This window comes from Stenotrophomonas sp. FR012 (genome assembly GCF_047520565.2).
In the GTDB taxonomy this organism is placed as follows: Bacteria; Pseudomonadota; Gammaproteobacteria; order Xanthomonadales; family Xanthomonadaceae; genus Stenotrophomonas; species Stenotrophomonas sepilia.
On sequence record NZ_JAXBQL020000006.1, the window covers coordinates 21,528 to 39,726 of the forward strand.

General features: G+C 67.2%; 12 protein-coding genes. 4 read left to right on the forward strand and 8 right to left on the reverse strand.

The genetic code is table 11. The features are described 5' to 3' along the window. Nucleotides 1-26 precede the first annotated feature (26 nt). The 6 genes from ACM0O9_RS11545 to ACM0O9_RS11570 all read right to left on the reverse strand — a co-directional run bounded on the left by ACM0O9_RS11545 (nucleotide 27) and on the right by ACM0O9_RS11570 (nucleotide 9,002). Nucleotides 27-3,053 (reverse strand): autotransporter family protein, encoded by a 3,027-nt coding sequence (locus ACM0O9_RS11545; RefSeq protein ID WP_414603814.1) that lies wholly within the window; start codon nucleotides 3,051-3,053, stop codon nucleotides 27-29. A gap of 298 nt (nucleotides 3,054-3,351) precedes the next feature. Then, nucleotides 3,352-4,419: an acyltransferase family protein gene (locus ACM0O9_RS11550; RefSeq protein WP_414603815.1), complete on the reverse strand. Its 1,068-nt coding sequence runs from the start codon at nucleotides 4,417-4,419 to the stop codon at nucleotides 3,352-3,354. Beyond that, nucleotides 4,419-5,567 carry an N-acetylglucosamine-6-phosphate deacetylase gene (nagA, locus tag ACM0O9_RS11555; RefSeq protein WP_134956164.1) on the reverse strand — a complete coding sequence of 383 codons (1,149 nt, stop codon included), beginning with the start codon at nucleotides 5,565-5,567 and terminating at the stop codon, nucleotides 4,419-4,421. The genes ACM0O9_RS11550 and nagA overlap by 1 nt, the downstream gene beginning before the upstream one ends. Beyond that, a complete protein-coding gene (locus ACM0O9_RS11560) occupies nucleotides 5,567-6,595 on the reverse strand; it encodes an SIS domain-containing protein (RefSeq protein ID WP_005419331.1) in 1,029 nt (342 codons plus the stop codon). The genes nagA and ACM0O9_RS11560 overlap by 1 nt, the downstream gene beginning before the upstream one ends. Before the next feature lie 7 nt (nucleotides 6,596-6,602). After that, nucleotides 6,603-7,670 carry a LacI family DNA-binding transcriptional regulator gene (locus ACM0O9_RS11565; protein ID WP_005411045.1) on the reverse strand — a complete coding sequence of 356 codons (1,068 nt, stop codon included), beginning with the start codon at nucleotides 7,668-7,670 and terminating at the stop codon, nucleotides 6,603-6,605. A gap of 39 nt (nucleotides 7,671-7,709) precedes the next feature. Continuing rightward, on the reverse strand, nucleotides 7,710-9,002 hold the full coding sequence (locus ACM0O9_RS11570; RefSeq protein WP_005419333.1) for a sugar MFS transporter: 1,293 nt from the start codon (nucleotides 9,000-9,002) through the stop codon (nucleotides 7,710-7,712). A gap of 375 nt (nucleotides 9,003-9,377) precedes the next feature. Here ACM0O9_RS11570 and ACM0O9_RS11575 point away from each other — a divergent pair, with 375 nt between their 5' ends. The 3 genes from ACM0O9_RS11575 (at nucleotide 9,378) to ACM0O9_RS11585 (ending at nucleotide 15,670) form a co-directional block, all read left to right on the forward strand. Continuing rightward, nucleotides 9,378-10,394, forward strand: coding sequence for a glucokinase family protein (locus ACM0O9_RS11575; RefSeq protein WP_139727670.1), 1,017 nt, complete (start codon nucleotides 9,378-9,380; stop codon nucleotides 10,392-10,394). Between the two features lie 143 nt (nucleotides 10,395-10,537). Beyond that, on the forward strand, nucleotides 10,538-13,201 hold the full coding sequence (locus tag ACM0O9_RS11580; protein ID WP_134956066.1) for a TonB-dependent receptor: 2,664 nt from the start codon (nucleotides 10,538-10,540) through the stop codon (nucleotides 13,199-13,201). A gap of 111 nt (nucleotides 13,202-13,312) precedes the next feature. After that, nucleotides 13,313-15,670 (forward strand): family 20 glycosylhydrolase, encoded by a 2,358-nt coding sequence (locus ACM0O9_RS11585; RefSeq protein WP_139727674.1) that lies wholly within the window; start codon nucleotides 13,313-13,315, stop codon nucleotides 15,668-15,670. A 118-nt stretch (nucleotides 15,671-15,788) separates the two neighbouring features. Here the strand turns inward: ACM0O9_RS11585 and ACM0O9_RS11590 are convergent, their stop codons facing one another. Both ACM0O9_RS11590 and ACM0O9_RS11595 read right to left on the reverse strand, forming a co-directional pair. Beyond that, nucleotides 15,789-16,181: a VanZ family protein gene (locus tag ACM0O9_RS11590; protein WP_065178046.1), complete on the reverse strand. Its 393-nt coding sequence runs from the start codon at nucleotides 16,179-16,181 to the stop codon at nucleotides 15,789-15,791. After that, a complete protein-coding gene (locus ACM0O9_RS11595; protein ID WP_005419345.1) occupies nucleotides 16,178-17,362 on the reverse strand; it encodes a class I SAM-dependent methyltransferase in 1,185 nt (394 codons plus the stop codon). Before ACM0O9_RS11595 ends, ACM0O9_RS11590 begins: the two co-directional genes overlap by 4 nt. 59 nt (nucleotides 17,363-17,421) lie before the next feature. Between ACM0O9_RS11595 and ACM0O9_RS11600 the strand changes: the two genes are divergently transcribed. Next, complete coding sequence (locus ACM0O9_RS11600) at nucleotides 17,422-18,159, forward strand: pteridine reductase (RefSeq protein WP_005419347.1); 738 nt, start codon at nucleotides 17,422-17,424, stop codon at nucleotides 18,157-18,159. The last annotated feature ends 40 nt before the right edge of the window (nucleotides 18,160-18,199 follow it).

An 18,199-nucleotide genomic window follows, 5' to 3' on the forward strand; every position in this document is an offset into this window, starting at 1 on the left:
AGCAGGGTCCCCCGAGCGCAAGGGCGCTACCAGTCCGCGCGCAGCCCGATGTTGCCTTCGATGATGCGGCGCTTCTCGTTGCGGTCGCCGCCCAGCTCGCGCGTGTAGTCGGCCACGGCGTACGCACTGATGGTGCGGTTGAAGCGCCCGACCACACCCACGCCGGCTTCCAGCGCGCGTGAACGCTGCGAATTGATGATCACGTCGTCGTCGAAGCGGATGCGATCCTCGCCGGAACGACCATGCCAGTAATTCAGCTTGAAATACGGTTGCCAGCCGTTGTCGGCCAGCTGGTAATCGCCGGCCAAACGCAGGCCCACACGGCCGGTCCAGGCGTTGTCGTTGTCGAAGCGCACGCTCGATATTTCATCGCGACGGTCATCCAGCGAAGTGCGTTGCCAGATCACCTGCACCTGCGGTTCCAGCCACCATGCGGACTGCCCGAAGTGCAGCAGCGGCTTGCCAGCCTCCACCGACACACTGGTGCCGTCGCCGCTCAGGCCGAAGCCGAGCCCGCGCGAGGAACGCGCGCGGCCGTCGTAGCGGCTCTGCATCGCCACGGCGTCGATGTAGGCACCGCTGCTGTCGGTGAACGTCCAGTACAGGCCCACGTGCTTGTCGTCCAGGCGGTTCTGGCCCACCTGTACGTTCTCCCAGCCCAGTGCCAGGCCGGTGGTCTTGCCCTGCGCGCGGGTGCGGCCGACGAACACGCCGATCTGGTTGCGGTGGTTGTCCGACGCCGCAGCCCATACGTCGAGGCCGGCCTGCAGGCCCATCACGTCGCCATCAAAGCCGGGCTGTGCATCGCCCTTCCAATGGATCTCGCTGCTCTGCCCCACCAGGCGACCCCAGGCGGTGCGGAATGCGCCCTGGTTGTACAGCAGGCGCTGTTCGCCCTGCCGCTCGTGGAAGGTACCGAGGCTGGCCAGCGAGGTCTCGCGCAGCAGCGGCGGCACCACCGCGTAGGCGGCGGTCTCCACGCGGTACAGCGGTACCACCGCGCCTTCGGCCGGGCGTGCACCCGGCGTCGGCGGTGCACCGGTACCGGGCAATGCACCGCCGGCCATGGGCACATCCGGCACGGCCGGATCGCTGGGTGGCGCCACCGGCGCGGGTTCCGGTGGCGGTGGTGGCGGCGCGGTCTCGCCCGCGGTCAGGTCCGGATCGGTGGCGCCTTCGGGCGGCGGTGGCGGCGCCGGGGTAATGGGAGGCGGTGGTGCCACCGGCGGCGTCGGCGGCGGCGGGGTGGCACTGCCACCACCGTTGGGTGCCGGCGTCGGCCCGCTCACCAGCGTCGAACGCAGGTACCAGTTCTCGCTGGTACCGGCACTGACACCGCCCTTGAACAGGAAGTACTCGTAGGCACCGGCCGCGACCGGTGCGAACAGCGAGAACGCGCCCGGCGCGGTGCGGCCACCATTCAAGGCCTGCACCACCAGGATGCCATCGGCCAGCGTGGCCGCGCCGCTGCCACCGGCATTCAGCACGCCGATGCCGGTGGTTCCGGTGGCGGTACCGCCATCGATCACCAAGCGATCGCTGGGTGAGTTGTCCGCGCCCAGCACGGTGCGCAGGTACAGGCCACCACCGTCACCGCGGTAGTTGCCACGCACGATGAACACGTCGCCGGCGCCGGTACCGGTCAGGTCGATGCGCCCGGCATTGACCATCTCCACCAGTACAGCACTGTTGAACGGGCGGATGGCATGGCCGCCACTGCCCGCGTAGACGGTGCTGGTGTCGTCCACCGTGAGCGTACCGGTGCCGGTTGCGCTGTCGCCCAGCACCAGGTCGCCATCGAAGCTCAGCTCCGTGCTGTTGGCCAGGCTGATCGCCTCCCAGTTCTGGAAGCGGCCCACGCCTGCGGTCTTGACGTTGCTCAGGTTGAGCTGGTCGATGCCACTGCCCCCGTCGAACAGCGGCACCGCACCCAGGTTGCCCTGGTTGAGGTTGCTGAGGTTGGCCACGTCGTTGTCCGGGCCCATGTCGATCGCACCGTAGACGATGCCACCGCCGTTCCAGTTGAAGGTGTCATCGCCGGTGCTGAGCAGTACCTGCCCTCGCACGGTGCCGTCGGTGATGGTCACGCTGTCGTTGCCGCCGCTGACGCTGATGTTGCCGCCGATGTAGGCCGTGCCCGAAATGATGATGGTGTCGGTGTCGAAGCCGGTCACCACGTTGCCATCCACGGTGCCGCCGGACTGGTCCCACAGGTTCTTGTCCAGCTTCATGTTGACGCGGCCGATGCGGCCAGCGGTCATCCAGGCTTGGTCGCCATCCTCGAACGCGCCGATGATGCGACCACCGCTCATGCGGAAGGTATCGATGTTGTCGCCCTGCTGCAGCGCGCCGATCGTGCCGCCACTCATGACGAAATCATCGCGGCCACTGCCCTGCGCTACCAGGCCGGTGACGGTGCCGCCGGTGACGGTCATCTGGTCATCGCCACTGCCCTGGTCGACGCTGTCGATGGTGCCATTGCCCAGCAGCAGCACGTCGTTGCCATCTCCTTGCAGGACGCCGCCGCTGATGCTGCCGGCCTGCATCTCGAGGCGGTCGTTGCCCGAATCGAACTGTACGCCAGTGCGCCCGCTGATCGTTCCACGGTTGACCAACACGCTGTCGCCGGCGCCAACGAACTGCAGCGCGATGTTGTTGCCGGTGCTGATGCTGCCCGAATTCTCGACACGGCTGCCGCCACCGAGCTGGACCGCCACACCCCCCACCGAACTGATCGTGCCGAGGTTGGACAGCAGGTGCCCGCCGGCCCCGACCAGCGAAATCGCACTGCCACCACCGCTCTGCTGCAACTGGGCACCGCTGGCGACGTTGACGGTGATGCCCGCTTCGCCGCTGGCTGTGATAGGCACCGTCTGCGGATTCGGCGCGTTGGCATCGCAGGTGACCGTCTGGCCGGTGACCGGCGCGACGGTGCTGCAGCCAGCCCAGGCGGCGCTGGCGGTCAACAGCACCATGGACGGGACAGCCAGTGCCTGAAGCACGGAAACGGTGAGGCGGCGCGGACGGAAAGCGCGCGGGACGGCACGGGTCATACAGTTCTCCTGGACAGGGAATCAGGAACTGCAAATGCACACTGCTGCGTGTGCAGTCTGGCGTGATGTGAACCGTTTCGATAGGTGAACTTGCGTGCGGGAAATCACATTTCGGATGTGAAATCGCCGGGCCCTCACGCCAATGTGATGTGGCTGAAATCGTTCATTTTTCCGGCATCCGGAATCACGCGCAAAGCATCCACGCATGGCGTGGATCTACTGATCCTGCATCGCCAATCGATTCAATCGTGGCACCTGGTAGATCCACGCCATGCGTGGATGGCGTTGGCGGATGGGGTCAGATCTTCAGGTAGATCTTCCGCCGGTCCAGCCACCATGCCACGCCCCACCAGAGTGCGACGAACGCCAGCGCCTGCAGCATCGATGCCAGCTCGAGCGCCTGCGGCATCGGGGCGGCCAGCTGCTGCCAGATCCAGCTCCAGGCACCGCTGGCCATCAACGCCACCGACATCACCGAGGCCCCCAGATACGCGGTGATCGCATTGACGCCGAAGCGCCGGCCCAGCGCCGGCCATCCCTTCAGGTCTATCAGCACGTGGCCCAGCCACAGCGCCAGCGCGGCCAGGCCACCGGTCCACAGCACGTAACTGGGCGTCCACAGCTGCTTGTTCAACGGCAGCACCCCGGCCAGCAACAGGCCCAGCACGGCGGTCGCCACGGCCAGCCCGGCCAGTGCCGTCGAACGCCCGCTGCGCAGCAGGCCACCGGCCAACAGGCCGAGCACGGTACTGGCCAGTGCACCCAGCGTGCTCAGCAATCCTTCCGGGTCATGGCCGAGGCGGGTATCGGCATGCCATTGATAGATCCACGGTGCGAACAGCGTGGTGTCCAGGCGGCTGGCCGGGTTGGTCCACGGCGCCAGGTCACCGACGCCCAGCAGCAGCACCGTGTACCCCACCAACAGTCCAACAAGCATGCCGGCCTGCACGCGCGGCCGCGCGTAGACCGCCAGCACGCCCACCAACGCCGCACACACCGCGATGCGTTGCAGCACGCCCCAGATGCGGAAGTGATGGGTATCCAACGCCCACCAGATCAGCAGGTGCAGCAGCGCACCGGCCACCAGGATGCGCAGCGCGCGCTCCAGCACACCGCGCGCCAGTGCAGGACGCGCAGCGGCATCCAGCGCGCGCGGTGCCACGCTGAAGGCCATCGACACGCCCACCAGGAACAGGAAGAACGGGAACACCAGATCGGTAGGCGTGCAGCCATGCCATTCCGAATGGCGCAGCGGCGCGAACACTGCACTCCAGTCGCCTGGATTGTTGACCAGCAGCATCGCCGCCACGGTGATGCCGCGCAGGGCATCGATCGAGCCCAGACGGCGTGGCGGCGTACTGTTCATCAGGCGGCCTCGTACTGTCCGGCAATCCAGGTGCCACGTACCTGCAGGGCGTCATCCAGCAGCACCAGGTCGGCCTGGTAGCCCTCGGCGATGTGGCCCAGGCGGTCGTCGACATTGAGGAACTGCGCCGGGTAGGTCGAAGCCATGCGCGCGGCTTCGGCCAGCGGCTGGCCGAGCAGCTGCACGGTGTTGCGCACCGCCGTGGCCATGTCCAGCGCCGAGCCCGCCAGCGAACCGGCGGCATTGCGCACCACGCCGTCGATGGCGGTGATGGTTTCGCCGTACAGCACGTAGCTGGGATCGTCGGCACCGACCGGCGGCATCGCATCGGTCACCAGCAGCAGGCGACCGCGCGGCTTGGCCGCCAGCGCCACCCGCAGGCTGGCCGGATGCACATGCACGCCATCGACGATGATGCCGATCCAGCTGTCGCGGTCTTCCAGCGCAGCGCCCACCGCGCCAGGCTCGCGGCCCTGCAGCGGTGACATCGCGTTGTACAGGTGGGTGAAGCCACGCACGCCGGCATCCAGGCCGGCGCGGATCTCTTCGTAGGTGCCTGCGGTGTGGCCGGCGGCCACGATCACGCCACGTTCGACCAGCGCGCGGATGGTCTCCAGCGGCACGCGCTCCGGTGCCAGGGTCAGCAGGGTCACCCCGTTGTCCAGCGACGCGGCCAGCGCGATCTCTTCTTCGTCCGGCACGCGGAACTTGCTGGCATCGTGCGTGCCCTTGCGCGTCGGCGCGATGTAGGGCCCTTCGAGATGGATGCCGATCACGCCCGGCACGCCCTGCGCGATCGCCTCGCGCATCGCACCGATGGCTTCGCGCATCACCGCCACGTCATCGCTGATCAGCGTGGGCAGCATCGCGGTGGTACCGAAGCGGCGGTGAGCCTGCGCGATGGTACGCAGCGAGGCAACATCGGGCGTGTTGTTGAACAACGCGCCGCCACCGCCATTGACCTGCACGTCGATGAAGCCGGGCAGCAGCCAGCCGCCGCCCAGGTCCACCTGCTCGGCAGCATGGCCAAGCTGTGGTGCGGCGTCGGGCAACAGAGCGGTGATCTGCCCGTTTTCGATCACCACCGCCAGGTCATCGCGGAAATCATCGCCGGCGAGAATGCGGGCGTTGCGCAGCACCGTTGCCATCACACCGTCTCCGTAACCTTGTTCAGATGCGGCGGCAGATCCGGGTTGAAGCCACGACGCAGCGCCAGCGCATTGATCGCGCGGTAGAAGCTCTGCACGGTCAGCAGCGGTGCGCACAGCGGGTGCGGTGCGGCCGCCACCGGCAGGTTGCCGCCGGCCCCGGCCAGCCACACCTGCGCGCCCCGTGCAGAAAATTCCTCGACCACCGCGCGGGTGCCGGCGCCGGTTTCGTCGGGCTGGGCGAAGGCCAGCACCGGGAAGCCGCGGTCGACCAGCGCCATCGGGCCATGCTTCACTTCGGCCGAGCTGTAGGCTTCGGCGTGCAGGCTGCAGGTTTCCTTGAACTTCAGCGCCGCTTCCTGCGCCGCGCCCAAGCCCAGGCCACGGCCGAGCACGAACAGGTTGGTGGCCTCGACCAGGCCTTCGGTCACCGCACTCCAGTCGCACTGCCAGGCTTCACGCATCGCGTCCGGCAGCAGGTCCAGCGCGTTGCGCAGGCTGCTGTCCTGCTTCCAGTAGGCGGCCAGCTGCAGCAGTGCAGCCAGCGAGGCCAGGTAGCTCTTGGTCGCCGCCACGCTCTTTTCGGCACCGGCATGCAGCGGAATGACCGTGTCGGCCAGCTGCGCCAGCGGCGAATCCTCGACGTTGACCAGCGCGATCACGCGTGCGCCAGCGGCCTTGGCCGCCTCGGCGTTGCGCAGCAGGTCCGGGCTCTTGCCCGACTGCGAAATGACGATGAACAGCGCACCGCGCAGCTGCAGCGGTGCGGCATAGACCGACCCCACCGACGGCGAGGCCGACGCAACCACCAGGCCCAGCTGGGTTTCCAGCAGGTACTTGCCGTAGGTGGCGGCATGGTCGGAGCTGCCGCGTGCACAGGTGACCACGAACGGCGGCGGCGCCGCGCGCAGGCTGGCGGCCAGGGTTTCCAGGGTGGCGTGGTTGCGCGAGAACTGGCGGGCAACCACGTCGGCCGCTTCGGCGGCCTCGGCGAACATCAGGGTGGACGTGGGGTCTGACAGCGACATGGCGGGCTCAGGCAGGATCGGAAGGAAGGGGGCGTGCGCCGGCCGGGCGCATCGGCGCGGTCGAGCCGCGCACCACCAGCTGCGGCACGAAGCCCTGGTTGTGCAGCGGTGCCGGCGCATCGTCGTAGGCGTCGCTGCGCAGTTGTGCGATCAGCAGGCGCGCGGCGTGGCGGGCGATGTCCTCGGTGGCCTGCTTGGCGGTGGTCAGCGGTGGCCACGACTGGCGCGAGAACGGGCTGTCCTCGAAACCGGCGATGGACAGGTCGTAGGGCACGTTCATGCCGGCCGACTTGGCGGCGGCCAGCACGCCGGCAGCGATTTCGTCGTTGGAACCGAAGATGGCGGTGGGCGGTTCGCGCAGCGCCAGCAGGCGGCGCGCCCCACGGAAACCATCGTCGAAGGTGTAATCGCCCTGCACCACCAGGTGCTTGTCCACGGTCATGCCGTAGTCCTTCAGCGCCGCTTCGTAGCCGGCATAGCGTTCGCCCGAGGAGCGGTGCGAGCTGCCGCCCCAGAGGAAACCGATGCGCTGGTGACCGAGCTGGATCAGGTGCTCGGTGATCTCGTAGGCCGCCTCGCGGTCGTCGACGAACACGCAGGCGCCGTCGGCCGGGTCTTCGGTGGCGGCGATGATGCGCACCAGCTTGATGCCACGCGCGGTCAGCGCCTGGATCAGGTCTCGGCGCTCGGACATCGGTGCGGTCAACACCAGCCCGGCCAGCCGCGAGCGCTGCACCCAGTCGGCCAGTTCATCGGCCAGCAACGGCGAGCTCGAATCACAGGGATGGATCTGCAGGCCGAAACCGGTCTCGCGGCACGCGGCCAGCACGCCGTTCTGCACGCCGATGATGTGGTACGGGTTCGGGTTGTCGTAGACCAGCCCGATCACGAAGGTAGTGCCGCTGCGCAGGTTGCGCGCGGACGGATCGGGCTCGTAGTCGAGCTCGGCGATGGCACGCAGCACCCGCGCACGGGTGGCCTGCATCACCGAGGGCTCATTGTTGATCACCCGCGAGACCGTCTTCAGCGAGACCTTGGCCTTCTCCGCAACGTCCTTGATGGTCGCTCTGCGCATGGGTTTTCCCTGGGGTTGGCTACAGTCCATCATCGCCGATCAGGCCTTGTCCTGCGGCAGGCCGGCACGATGGCCGATCACCGAGTAGAACAGGATGTACAGGTAGCACGGCACCATCAGCAGCACGAACACCAGCTGGAAGTCGATGTGCTGCTTGAGCACGGCGAACAGCTGCGGAATGATCGCGCCGCCGGCGATGCCCATCACCAGCAGGGCCGAGCCGGTCTCGGTGAAGCGGCCCAGGCCGCGGATCGCCAGCGGGAAGATGGCCGGCCACATCATGGCGTTGGCGAAGCCCAGCAGGGCCACGAAGGCCACCGAGACGTAGCCGTGGGTGGCCCAGGCGCCCAGGCAGAACACCACGCCCATCACTGCCGAAATGGTCAGGTAGCGCGACTGCGAGACCAGGCCGGGGATCGCCAGCAGGCCGACCACGTAGCCGGCCAACATCGCACCCAGCGTCAGCGAGGTGAACATCTTGGTCTGGTCCAGCGGCAAGCCGAAACCGTGACCGTAGGTTCCGATCGCATCACCGGCCATGACTTCCACGCCTACGTACACGAACAGGCACAGCACGCCCAGCCACAGATGCGGGAACTGGAAGATGCTGCGGCGCTCGGCCGTTCCCGGTGCACCTGACGGCGTTGCATTGGCTTCGGAGGACTTGATCTCCGGCAGAGGCGAGAACAGCACGGCCACCGCCAGCACCACCAGCAGCGCGGCCATCGCCAGGTACGGCGCATGGATCTTGGCGGCGAATTCGTTGAGCAGCGCGACCTTGGTGACCGCGTCGGCGGCCTGCACCTGCTTGTCCAGATCGCCGATGCCGTGCAGCACCAGGGTGCCGATCAGCACCGGCGCCAGCATGCCGGCGATCTTGTTGCAGATGCCCATCAGCGCGATGCGGCGTGCCGCCGTTTCAATCGGGCCGAGGATCGAGATGTAGGGGTTGATCGCGGTCTGCAGCAGGGCGAGGCCGCTGCCGATCACGAACAGACCGCCGAGCGCGCCCGGGTACCAGCGCTGGGTGGCGAATTCACCGAACAGCGCGGCCCCCCCGGCCATCACCAGCAGGCTCAGGCTCAGGCCCTTCTTCATGCCGGTGCGGCGAAGGATCCAGGACGCCGGCAGGGCCAGGAAGAAATAGGACAGGTAGAACACCATCAGCACCAGGAAGGCACCGACCTCGCTGAGTTCGAAGGCCAACTTGACGAAGGTGATCAGCGGGCCGTTGAGCCAGGTGAAGAAGCCGATCAGGAAGAACAACACGCCAACGATGGCGATGGAGGTGGCCACGTTCGGGCGCGCGCTTGCAGCGGGGACGGCGGACATCAGGAGGGCTCCTGCGGCGACGGCCGCAGAACGCGGCGTCGGAGAGTGGCTGGGAACAACGTTGTCACATTCTTTCGATGGACAACGGCGGTTTGTCAACTTCCATGCACGCCTGCCTGAACCTCGTGCTGCACTGCGCAAGTCCGCCGCGGTACGCCCCGCTGAATGCGCGGCAGGCCTAGAGCCCCGTGCACCAATGGTTCCCACGTGAAACCCGCACTCACACCGTGTAAACGTTTACTGCGCGCCGCATTCGTTGCGACGCAGCAACGAAAGTGTCACGAACTCGTTGACATCGTTGTCAGCGCGGTTACAGACTCCGCCCCAATCGCCGCCCCCGATCCCCGGGCCGGCCCACCTGCAGCAGGAGCCCGCGTGATCGCCAGCCACCCCGCCCCGTCGCATGTCCTGTCCCGCGTCGCGCCCTCGTTCCTGGCCGCCGACGTCGGTGGCACCCATGTGCGCGTGGCCCGGGTCCAGGCCAGCGGTGACGCCACCCATCCGGTGCAGGTGCTGGAGTACCGCAAGTACCGCAATGCCGACCATGCCGGCCTCAGCGCGATCCTGTCCGACTTCCTGGGCGAAGGCCCGCGGCCCACGCATTGCGTGGTCGCCAGCGCCGGCTATGCCCGCGAAGACGGCACGGTGATCACCGCCAACCTGCCGTGGCCGCTGTCGGCGCGCCAGGTGGAAGCCGAGGTCGGCCTGCAGCGGGTCTACATCGTCAACGATTTCGAAGCGGTGGCCTACGCCGCCGCGCAGGTGGACGCCAGTGGCGTGTTGCACCTGTGCGGGCCGGAGACCGCCGCGCGTGGCCCGACCCTGGTGGTCGGCCCCGGCACCGGCCTCGGTGCAGCGCTGTGGATCCCCACCGCGCACGGCCCGGTGGTCCTGCCCACCGAAGCCGGCCAGCCGACCCTGGCGGCCAGCACCGAACTGGAAATGGCCATCGTCCGCCACATGCAGCGCGACCGCGCGCACGTGTCGATCGAGCATGCGATCTCCGGCCCCGGCCTGATGAACCTGTACCGTGCGGTGTGCGCGCTGCAGGGGCAGGCGCCGACCCTGGCAAGCCCCGACGCAGTCACCGCTGCGGCCATGGCCGATACCGATGCGCATGCGCGCCAGGCGCTGGATGTGTTCTGTGGCCTGCTCGGCAGCACCATCGGCGACATGGCGCTGTTCTACGGCGCCCACGGTGGTGTCTACCTGGCCGGCGGCATCCTGCCGCAGATCCGCGAATACCTGCACGCCAGCACCTTCGTCGAACGCTACCTGCAGAAGGGGCCGATGGGCGAAGCGCTGGCACGCATCCCGGTAAAGGTCGTCGAGCACGGCCAGCTGGGCGTGGTTGGCGCTGCCAGCTGGTACCTGCAGCAGTCGGCCGCCTGACACCGCAACAGGCTTCAACGCAATCGCAGCACGCAGTACGTGGCACGCCAACGCACGGGACTTCGCCGCCGCCCCGCGCATGTCATCGCAACCGTAACCGAACACCGCCGCCGGCACCCAATCGAGTGATGAGGAGAGACATCATGAACACCCGCAAGACCCTGCTTTCGGCCGCCATCGTCAGCTGCATCGCCTTCAGTGCGCACGCGCAGCAGGCGGCCCCGACCGCCACCGATCTGGACACCGTGACCGTTACCGGCATCCGTGGCTCGATGGAGAAGTCGCTGGACACCAAGCGCGAAGCCAATGCGCGCGTGGAAGTGGTCACCGCCGAAGACGTGGGCAAGCTGCCCGCGCACAACGTTGCCGATACCCTGCAGCGCCTGCCCGGCGTGAACATCAGCTCGTCCAGCGCCGACGAAGGTGGCTTCGATGAAGCCGACCGTGTCAGCCTGCGCGGCACCAGCCCGAGCCTGACCCAGACCCTGATCAACGGCCACACCGTCGGCTCGGCCGACTGGTTCGTGCTCAGCCAGGGCAACAACGTCGGCCGCAGCGTCAGCTACTCGCTGCTGCCGTCGGAACTGGTCAGCTCGGTGGAAGTGAACAAGTCCTCGCAGGCCAAGCTGCAGGACGGCGGTACCACCGGTACCGTCAACATCATCACCCGCAAGCCGCTGGAGTTCTCCAAGCCGTTCACCGCGGAAGGCTCGATCGGCATGGTGCGCTCGGACCAGGCCAAGTCGAACGACCCGCAGTACTCGGCACTGTTCAACTACAAGAACGAGGAAGGCACCTTCGGCGTGATGGTGCAGGGCTTCAGCCAGAAGCGCGAGCTGCGCCGTGAAGCACAGGAAATCCCGGGCGGCTTCTTCAAGATCGGCGCCGGCGATCCGGTCGCCAAGACCAATCCGGACCTGATCGGCGTCAATGTGCCGGGCCTGCTGGGTTCGACCCTGTTTGAGCAGACCCGCGAGCGCAAGGGCGGCCTGGTCTCGTTGCAGTTCAAGCCGAGCGACAGCCTCACCCTGGGCCTGAATGGTTTCAGCTCCGAGCTGAAGGCCAACAACTACAACCGCAACTTCATGATGTTCGGCAACAGCTTCGCCAAGTCGCAGGCGCCGGATCCGGGCTATGTGGTCAAGGACGGCGTGCTGACCAACGCCAGCTACAGGGGCGTGCCGGGCACCGACTATGCGGTGTACGACATGATCTACCGCGAGTCGAAGGCCAAGTCGAGCTATGTCACCTTCGATGCCGACTGGCAGATCAGCGACAGCCTGACCGCCACGTTCCAGGCCGGCAGCACCAAGGGCACCGGTGAGACGCCGCGCCAGTACATCGCCGAGGTCACCCTGGCCAACGGCGGCGGCGCCAGCTGGGCCACCCACGGCAATGGCTCGCCGATCGACTGGAACGTCGGCGGCGACCTCTCGCCCAACGGCGTGACCAGCTTCGGCACCTGGGGCAACCAGCAGGTCACCGCCGAAGACAAGGAGAAGTGGGCCACGCTCGACTTCAACCAGTACTTCAACGATGGCGGCGTACTGAGCTCGATCGACTTCGGCCTGCGTTTCGCCGACCACAAGCGCGAAGCGCTGTCGCCGGAAGGTGCAACCCCGGGTGACATCTGGAGCGCGCTGAAGAACGGTGCCACGGCCAACTACCCCAGCGGCTTTGCCGGCGACATCGGCGGCACCTTCCCGCGCAACCTCTGGTACTTCACCCCGGGCGCGCTGAAGGACGCGGTGACCAACAATTCCACCTGGCTGGCCGGCAATGATGGCCCGACCGGTCGCCACAACTATGGCGCCGAGTGGAAGGTGAAGGAAAAGAACTTCGCCGGCTACGTGCAGGCCAATTTCCGCGGCGACTGGTGGAGCGGCAACGTCGGCCTGCGCTACGTCAACATCAAGCAGGACATCGACACCTACAACGCCGTCAGCAAGGCCGCCGATGCCGATGTCAGCAGCCTGTTCGGCATGTGGGAGCGCCTGGCCTTCCAGAACAAGCGCAACCGTGTCCTGCCCAGCGCCAACATCAAGTTCGACCTGGACGACTCGCTGGTGCTGCGTGTCGCCGCCTCGCAGACCCAGACCCTGCCGGACTACTCGGCACTGGGCGCGTCCTCGTACGGCTCGGACCTGAACCGCACCGGCGGCGGCGGCAATCCGAACCTCAAGCCGACCCTGTCGACCAACCTGGATGCCAACCTGGAGTGGTACTTCATGCCGCGCGGCCTGCTGTCGGTGGGTGCGTACCACATGAAGCTGAAGGACTACATCGCCTTCGACGTGGTCTCGCGCCAGCTCTACAGCGAACTGACCAACCAGCTTGAGACCTACCAGATCTCCACCCCGATCAATGCCGACGGCAAGGTCACCGGCGTGGAAGTGGCCTACGAGCAGCCGATCGGCGAGTACTTCGGCATCAATGCCAACTACACCTACGCCAACGGCACCACCTCGCACACCTGGTCGGATGGTTCGCACAACCTGCTGGGCACCTCGAAGAACACCTACAACGTGGGTGCCTACTTCGAGAACGAGCGTTTTGGCGCCCGGGTCAGCTACACCCGCCGTTCCTCGTTCCTGATCAGCCTGTCGGGCACCAACCCGTATTACCAGGATGATTTCGGCACGCTGTCGGCATCGCTGAGCTACAAGGCCACCGATTGGCTGAGCATCAGCCTGGATGGCCTGAACCTCAACAACCCGACCTACAAGTACTACCAGACCGCGGCCATCCCGACCTCGTTCTACAGCAACGGTCGCCAGTACTACCTCAACTTCCGCTTCAAGTACTGATCCAGCGGCAGCAACATCGCCGAGTCGTGCACGCACGCCGGGCCTGGGTCATTCCGGGCCCGGCGTTTTTCATGTATAGCGTTCATCGCACCGTTCCAAGGAGTCGTTCCGATGGTCAAGCCTTCCCGCGCCCGGATGCGCAGCGCAGTGCTGCTGGGCAGCCTGCTCGCCCTGTTGCCGGCACTGCCCGCACTCGCCGCCGATCCCACGCCGGCCGCTGAAGCACCGGGTCCGCAGCTGCGTGCCGGCAGCCTGATGCTGATTCCCGCCCCGGCCACGGTGCAGCCCGGCCTGGGTAGCGGCATCACCGTACGCGCCGATACCGCGCTGCACGCCGAAGGCGAAGCCGCGCAGCGCGTCGCCACCCAGTTCGCCGACCTGCTGGCCCGCAGCGGCGGTCCGCGCCTTACGCCGGCCCAAGGCAAGGCGGCAGGCACGTCGGGCAGCATCCGCTTCCAGATCATCCCGACCTTCCGCGACAGTGGTGAGAGCTACACGCTGGAAAGCACCGCGCAGGGCGTGCTGGTGCAGGCCGGCAACGAAACCGGCCTGTTCTACGGCGCAACCACGCTTGCCCAGCTGGCCACGGGTGGCAGCAACGGCGTGCTGCCGGCGGTGCAGATCCAGGACGCGCCGCGCTTCGGCTGGCGCGGTTTCATGCTCGACTCGGCGCGGCACTTCCAGAGCCTGGACGAGATCAAGCATGTGCTCGATGCCATGGCCGCGCACAAGCTCAATACCTTCCATTGGCACCTCACCGATGACCAGGGCTGGCGCATGGAGATCAAGCGCTACCCGAAGCTGACCGAGGTGGGCAGCTGCCGCCTGCCGGCCGGCGACAGTGGCATCGATCTGGCCAGTGGCAAGGAGCATCCTTACTGCGGCTTCTACACGCAGGAGCAGATCCGCGAAGTGATCGCCTATGCCGCCAGGCTGCATATCCAGGTGATTCCAGAAATCGATGTGCCCGGCCATGCCACCGCGGCGATCGCCGCGTACCCGGAACTGGGTTCGATCAACACCCCGCTGAAGCCGATCAGCGAATGGGGCGTGTTCCCGAACCTGTTCAACGTGGAGGACAGCACCGTCACCTTCCTCGAGAACGTACTGGAAGAAGTGATCGCGCTGTTCCCTGCGAAGTACGTGCACGTCGGCGGCGACGAGGCGGTCAAGGACCAGTGGGAAGCCTCGAAACAGGTGCAGCAGCGCATGCGTGCGCTGGGCATCAAGGATGAAATGGCCATGCAGAGCCACATCATCAAGCGCCTGGAGACCTTCCTGGAGCAGCACGACCGGCGCCTGATCGGCTGGGACGAAATCCTCGAAGGCGGCCTACCACCGCAGGCCACGGTGATGTCGTGGCAGGGCACCGAAGGTGGCCTGGCTGCAGCCAGTGCCGGCCATGACGTGGTCATGTCGCCGGTGGGGTACCTGTACCTGGATTACCTGCAGACGGCCTCGCCGAATGAACCGCCGGGCCGCCCGACCCAGGTCAACCTCGGCAAGCTGTACAACTTCGAGCCGGTGCCGGCCGAGCTGGCGGCCGACAAGCGCCAGCACATTCTCGGCCTGCAGGCCAACATGTTTACCGAGCACACGCGCACCTACGCGCGCCTGCAGCACAACCTGTTCCCGCGCCTGGCCGCCGTGGCCGAGACCGGCTGGAGTACGCCGGAACATCGCGACTTCCGCGATTTCCTCGCGCGCCTGCCCGCGCAGCTGCAGCGCTACCGTGCCTGGGGCCTGGCCTACGCGCAGACCCCGTTCGAAGTGGGCGTGGACTACACCGATGATCGCGCGAAAAACTCCGTGACCCTATCGCTGGCCAACCCGCTGGGCTATGAAGTGCGCTACAGCACCGATGGCCAGCCGGTGACCGGGCAGTCGCCGTTGTACCAGCAGCCGCTGACCGCGACGCTGCCGACCACCGTGCAGGCCGCCGCGTTCTACCAGGGCCAGATGCTGGCCGCGAAGCCGACCATCGCCACGTTCACCGCGCAGTCGCTGCTCAGCCGCCGCAGCGATGCGCTGCTCAGCTGCGTGGGCAAGAAGGGGCTGGTGCTGCGCCTGGAAGACGACGGCCCGCGCGAGGGAACGCGTGCGGTGTTCAACGTCGACATCTTCCAGCCATGCTGGCGCTGGCCGCAGGCGCAGCTGGACGGCATCGGCAGCGTGGAGGTCCGCGCGGGCCGCATTCCGTACTACTTCCAGCTGGCCCACGATGAACCCAAGCGTCGCTTCGAAAAGGCCCGGAGCGCACATGGCGAAATGCTGATCCGCCGCGGTGATTGCACGGGCAAGGTGCTGGCTCAGGTACCGCTGCCGGCCACGCCCGATGCCGGTGGCTTCGTGACCCTGCGTGCGGCGCTGCCGAAGGGCACGCAGGGCACGGGTGACCTGTGCATCAACTTCACCGGCGATACGCGCCCGGCGATGTGGGTGCTGGATGAGGTCACGCTGAAGAAGTAACCGCAAGCCTGTCCTGGCGCAATCCATCCACGCATGGCGTGGATCTACTGTAGAGCCGAGCCCATGCTCGGCTGCCTTTCGGGAGGGAGCCGAGCACGGGCTCGGCTCTACAGGAACCTCAGCCCCGCCAGCGCATCAGCAGATCGCGCAACGGGGTCAGCGCCGTGGCCATGCCGGCCAGCACGCCGATCGTGTTGGCCAGCGCATCCATCGGGTCAGCAGTGCGGTTGCTGGTCAGCGCACCCTGCGCGAACTCGATGCCGACGCCCATCAGCACCAGCCCCACGCCCACCCACAGCAGCGGGCGCCCCGGCCGGAACAGCTGCACCGCGCTGCCGGCCAGGATGAAGTAGGCGAGGAAGTGCTCGCCCTTGTCGCTGTTTTCCGGCAGCGGGATCGGCGGTGGTGGGATCAGGCAGACCACGATCACCAGCAACACCGCCAATGTCCAAAGCGCGGTCCACAGCCGCTGCCGCCGCAGCGGCTTGATCAGCGGCAACGCATTGCTCACAGGCGCCAGCTCAGGTCGCCCAGTTCGAACGCCGGCTCGAAATCGACACCACGCTGCAGGCCGATGGCCTGGAAGCGCTCGCCCATCTCGGTCGGCAGGGTCAGCTTCTTCACCTGGTCACGCAGCTGGATGCGGCCGACCTCATCCGTACGCTCTTCGGCCAGCAGCAGCACCTGGTCCAGGCCGTTGCCGAGCAGGAAACTGGCCTGGCTGCAGTACCCCGCCAATTCGAAACCACCGTGCATGCCCGCCTCGGCCATCGCGGTGAAATCCACCGACGCGGTGATGTCCTGCAGGCCGGGCCAACGATGCACGTCGTTATGCACGTGGTGGCGGTAGAACGCGCGGACCGTGCCATCGTCGCGGTCGTGCTGGTAGAACTCGCTGCGGCTGTAGCCGTAATCGACAAACAGCATCGCACCACGCTGCAGGCCGCCAGCCACTGCCTGCAGCCAGTACGGCAGCTGCGGCAGCACCTCGGAGCGGTAACCGTCGGCAAAGGGCTTTTCCAGGTAACGCTCGATGTGGCGCACCGCACCGTTGAGCAGGATGTCAGCGGGCTGCGCGCCACGGATGAAGTTGCCTTCGCCATCAAGCTCGACGGTTTCCTCGTAGACCTCGCCGTCCCGGATCAGGAAGCGCGGGGTCGGCAGCGCGTCGATCACCTCGTTGGCGAACACCACGCCCTCCCACTCCTCCTCGAACGGGCGGTCGATCCAGTCCACGCGCGCGGCCAACTCGGCCGGCAGGTTCTGCTGCAGGCGCTGCTGCTGGCGCTCGCGCAGGTCGGCGCTGGGTTCGAGGATGGCGTAGCGCGACGGCAGCGCGTCCAGTTCGGCCAGGCGCAGCAGCACGGCCTCGGCGAATGCGCCGGTACCGCCCCCCAGTTCCAGCATGCGGGCCTGCGCGCCCAGCTGCGCGAACACCGGCGCCAGCGCATTGGCCACGCTGCCGGCGAACAGGCTGCCGAGCTCGGGTGCGGTGGTGAAGTCGCCGCTGCCACCGAACTTGCTGGCGCCGGCGCTGTAGTAGCCCCAGCCGGGGGTGTACAGGCACAGCTCCATGAAGCGCGAGAACGGCATCGCCCCGCCCTGCGCAAGGATTTCGGCACGCAGGGCGGCCGCCAGCTGGTCGCTGTGGGCCAGGGCATCGGCTTCGGGCAGGGGGAAGGTGGGCTGCATGGCGTCTTCGAATGCGGTGACAATGGTGCACAGGATAGCCGAGCCTTGGAGGACCCTCGATGAGCGATACCCACCCCGTGGTCCTGATCACCGGCAGCGCGCGCCGGATCGGTGCGGCCATCGCCCGCCAGTTCCACGCCTGTGGCTGGTCGGTGGTACTGCATGCCAACACCTCCAGCGCCGAACTGCAGCAGGCCGCGTTCGATTTCGACAATGTGCGGCCGGGCAGCGTGCTTGCGCTGCAGGCCGACCTGCGTGACGCCGACGCCCTGCCCGACCTGGTGGAACAGGCCGTTACCCACTTCGGCCGCCTGGACGCGCTGGTCAACAACGCCTCCAACTTCTATGCCACCCCGCTCGGCCAGGTCACGGCCGAGGCGATGGACGAGCTGTATGCGGTCAATGCGCGCGCGCCACTGCTGCTGTCACAGGCGGCCGCGCCCTACCTGCGCCGCCAGCAGGGCTGCATCGTCAACCTGACCGACCTGCACGGCACCGATCCGATGCGCGACCACATCGCCTACACGATGGCCAAGGCCGCGCTGGAGATGGCCACCCGTTCGTTGGCGCTGGAGCTGGCGCCGAAAGTGCGGGTCAATGCGGTGGCGCCCGGCGCGATCCTGTGGCCCGAACAGGGCAAGGACGATTTCGCCCGCGAGGCGCTGCTGGCGCGCACGCCTTTGGCGCGGATCGGTACGGTCGAGGAGATTGCCGAAGCGGTGTACTGGCTGGTGGCCGAAGCCAGCTTCGTCACCGGCCACACATTGCGCGTGGATGGCGGGCGCACGGTAAGTTGAGGCGCTGCCGGGATCCACAACAGGGTCAGATCCCTTTTCC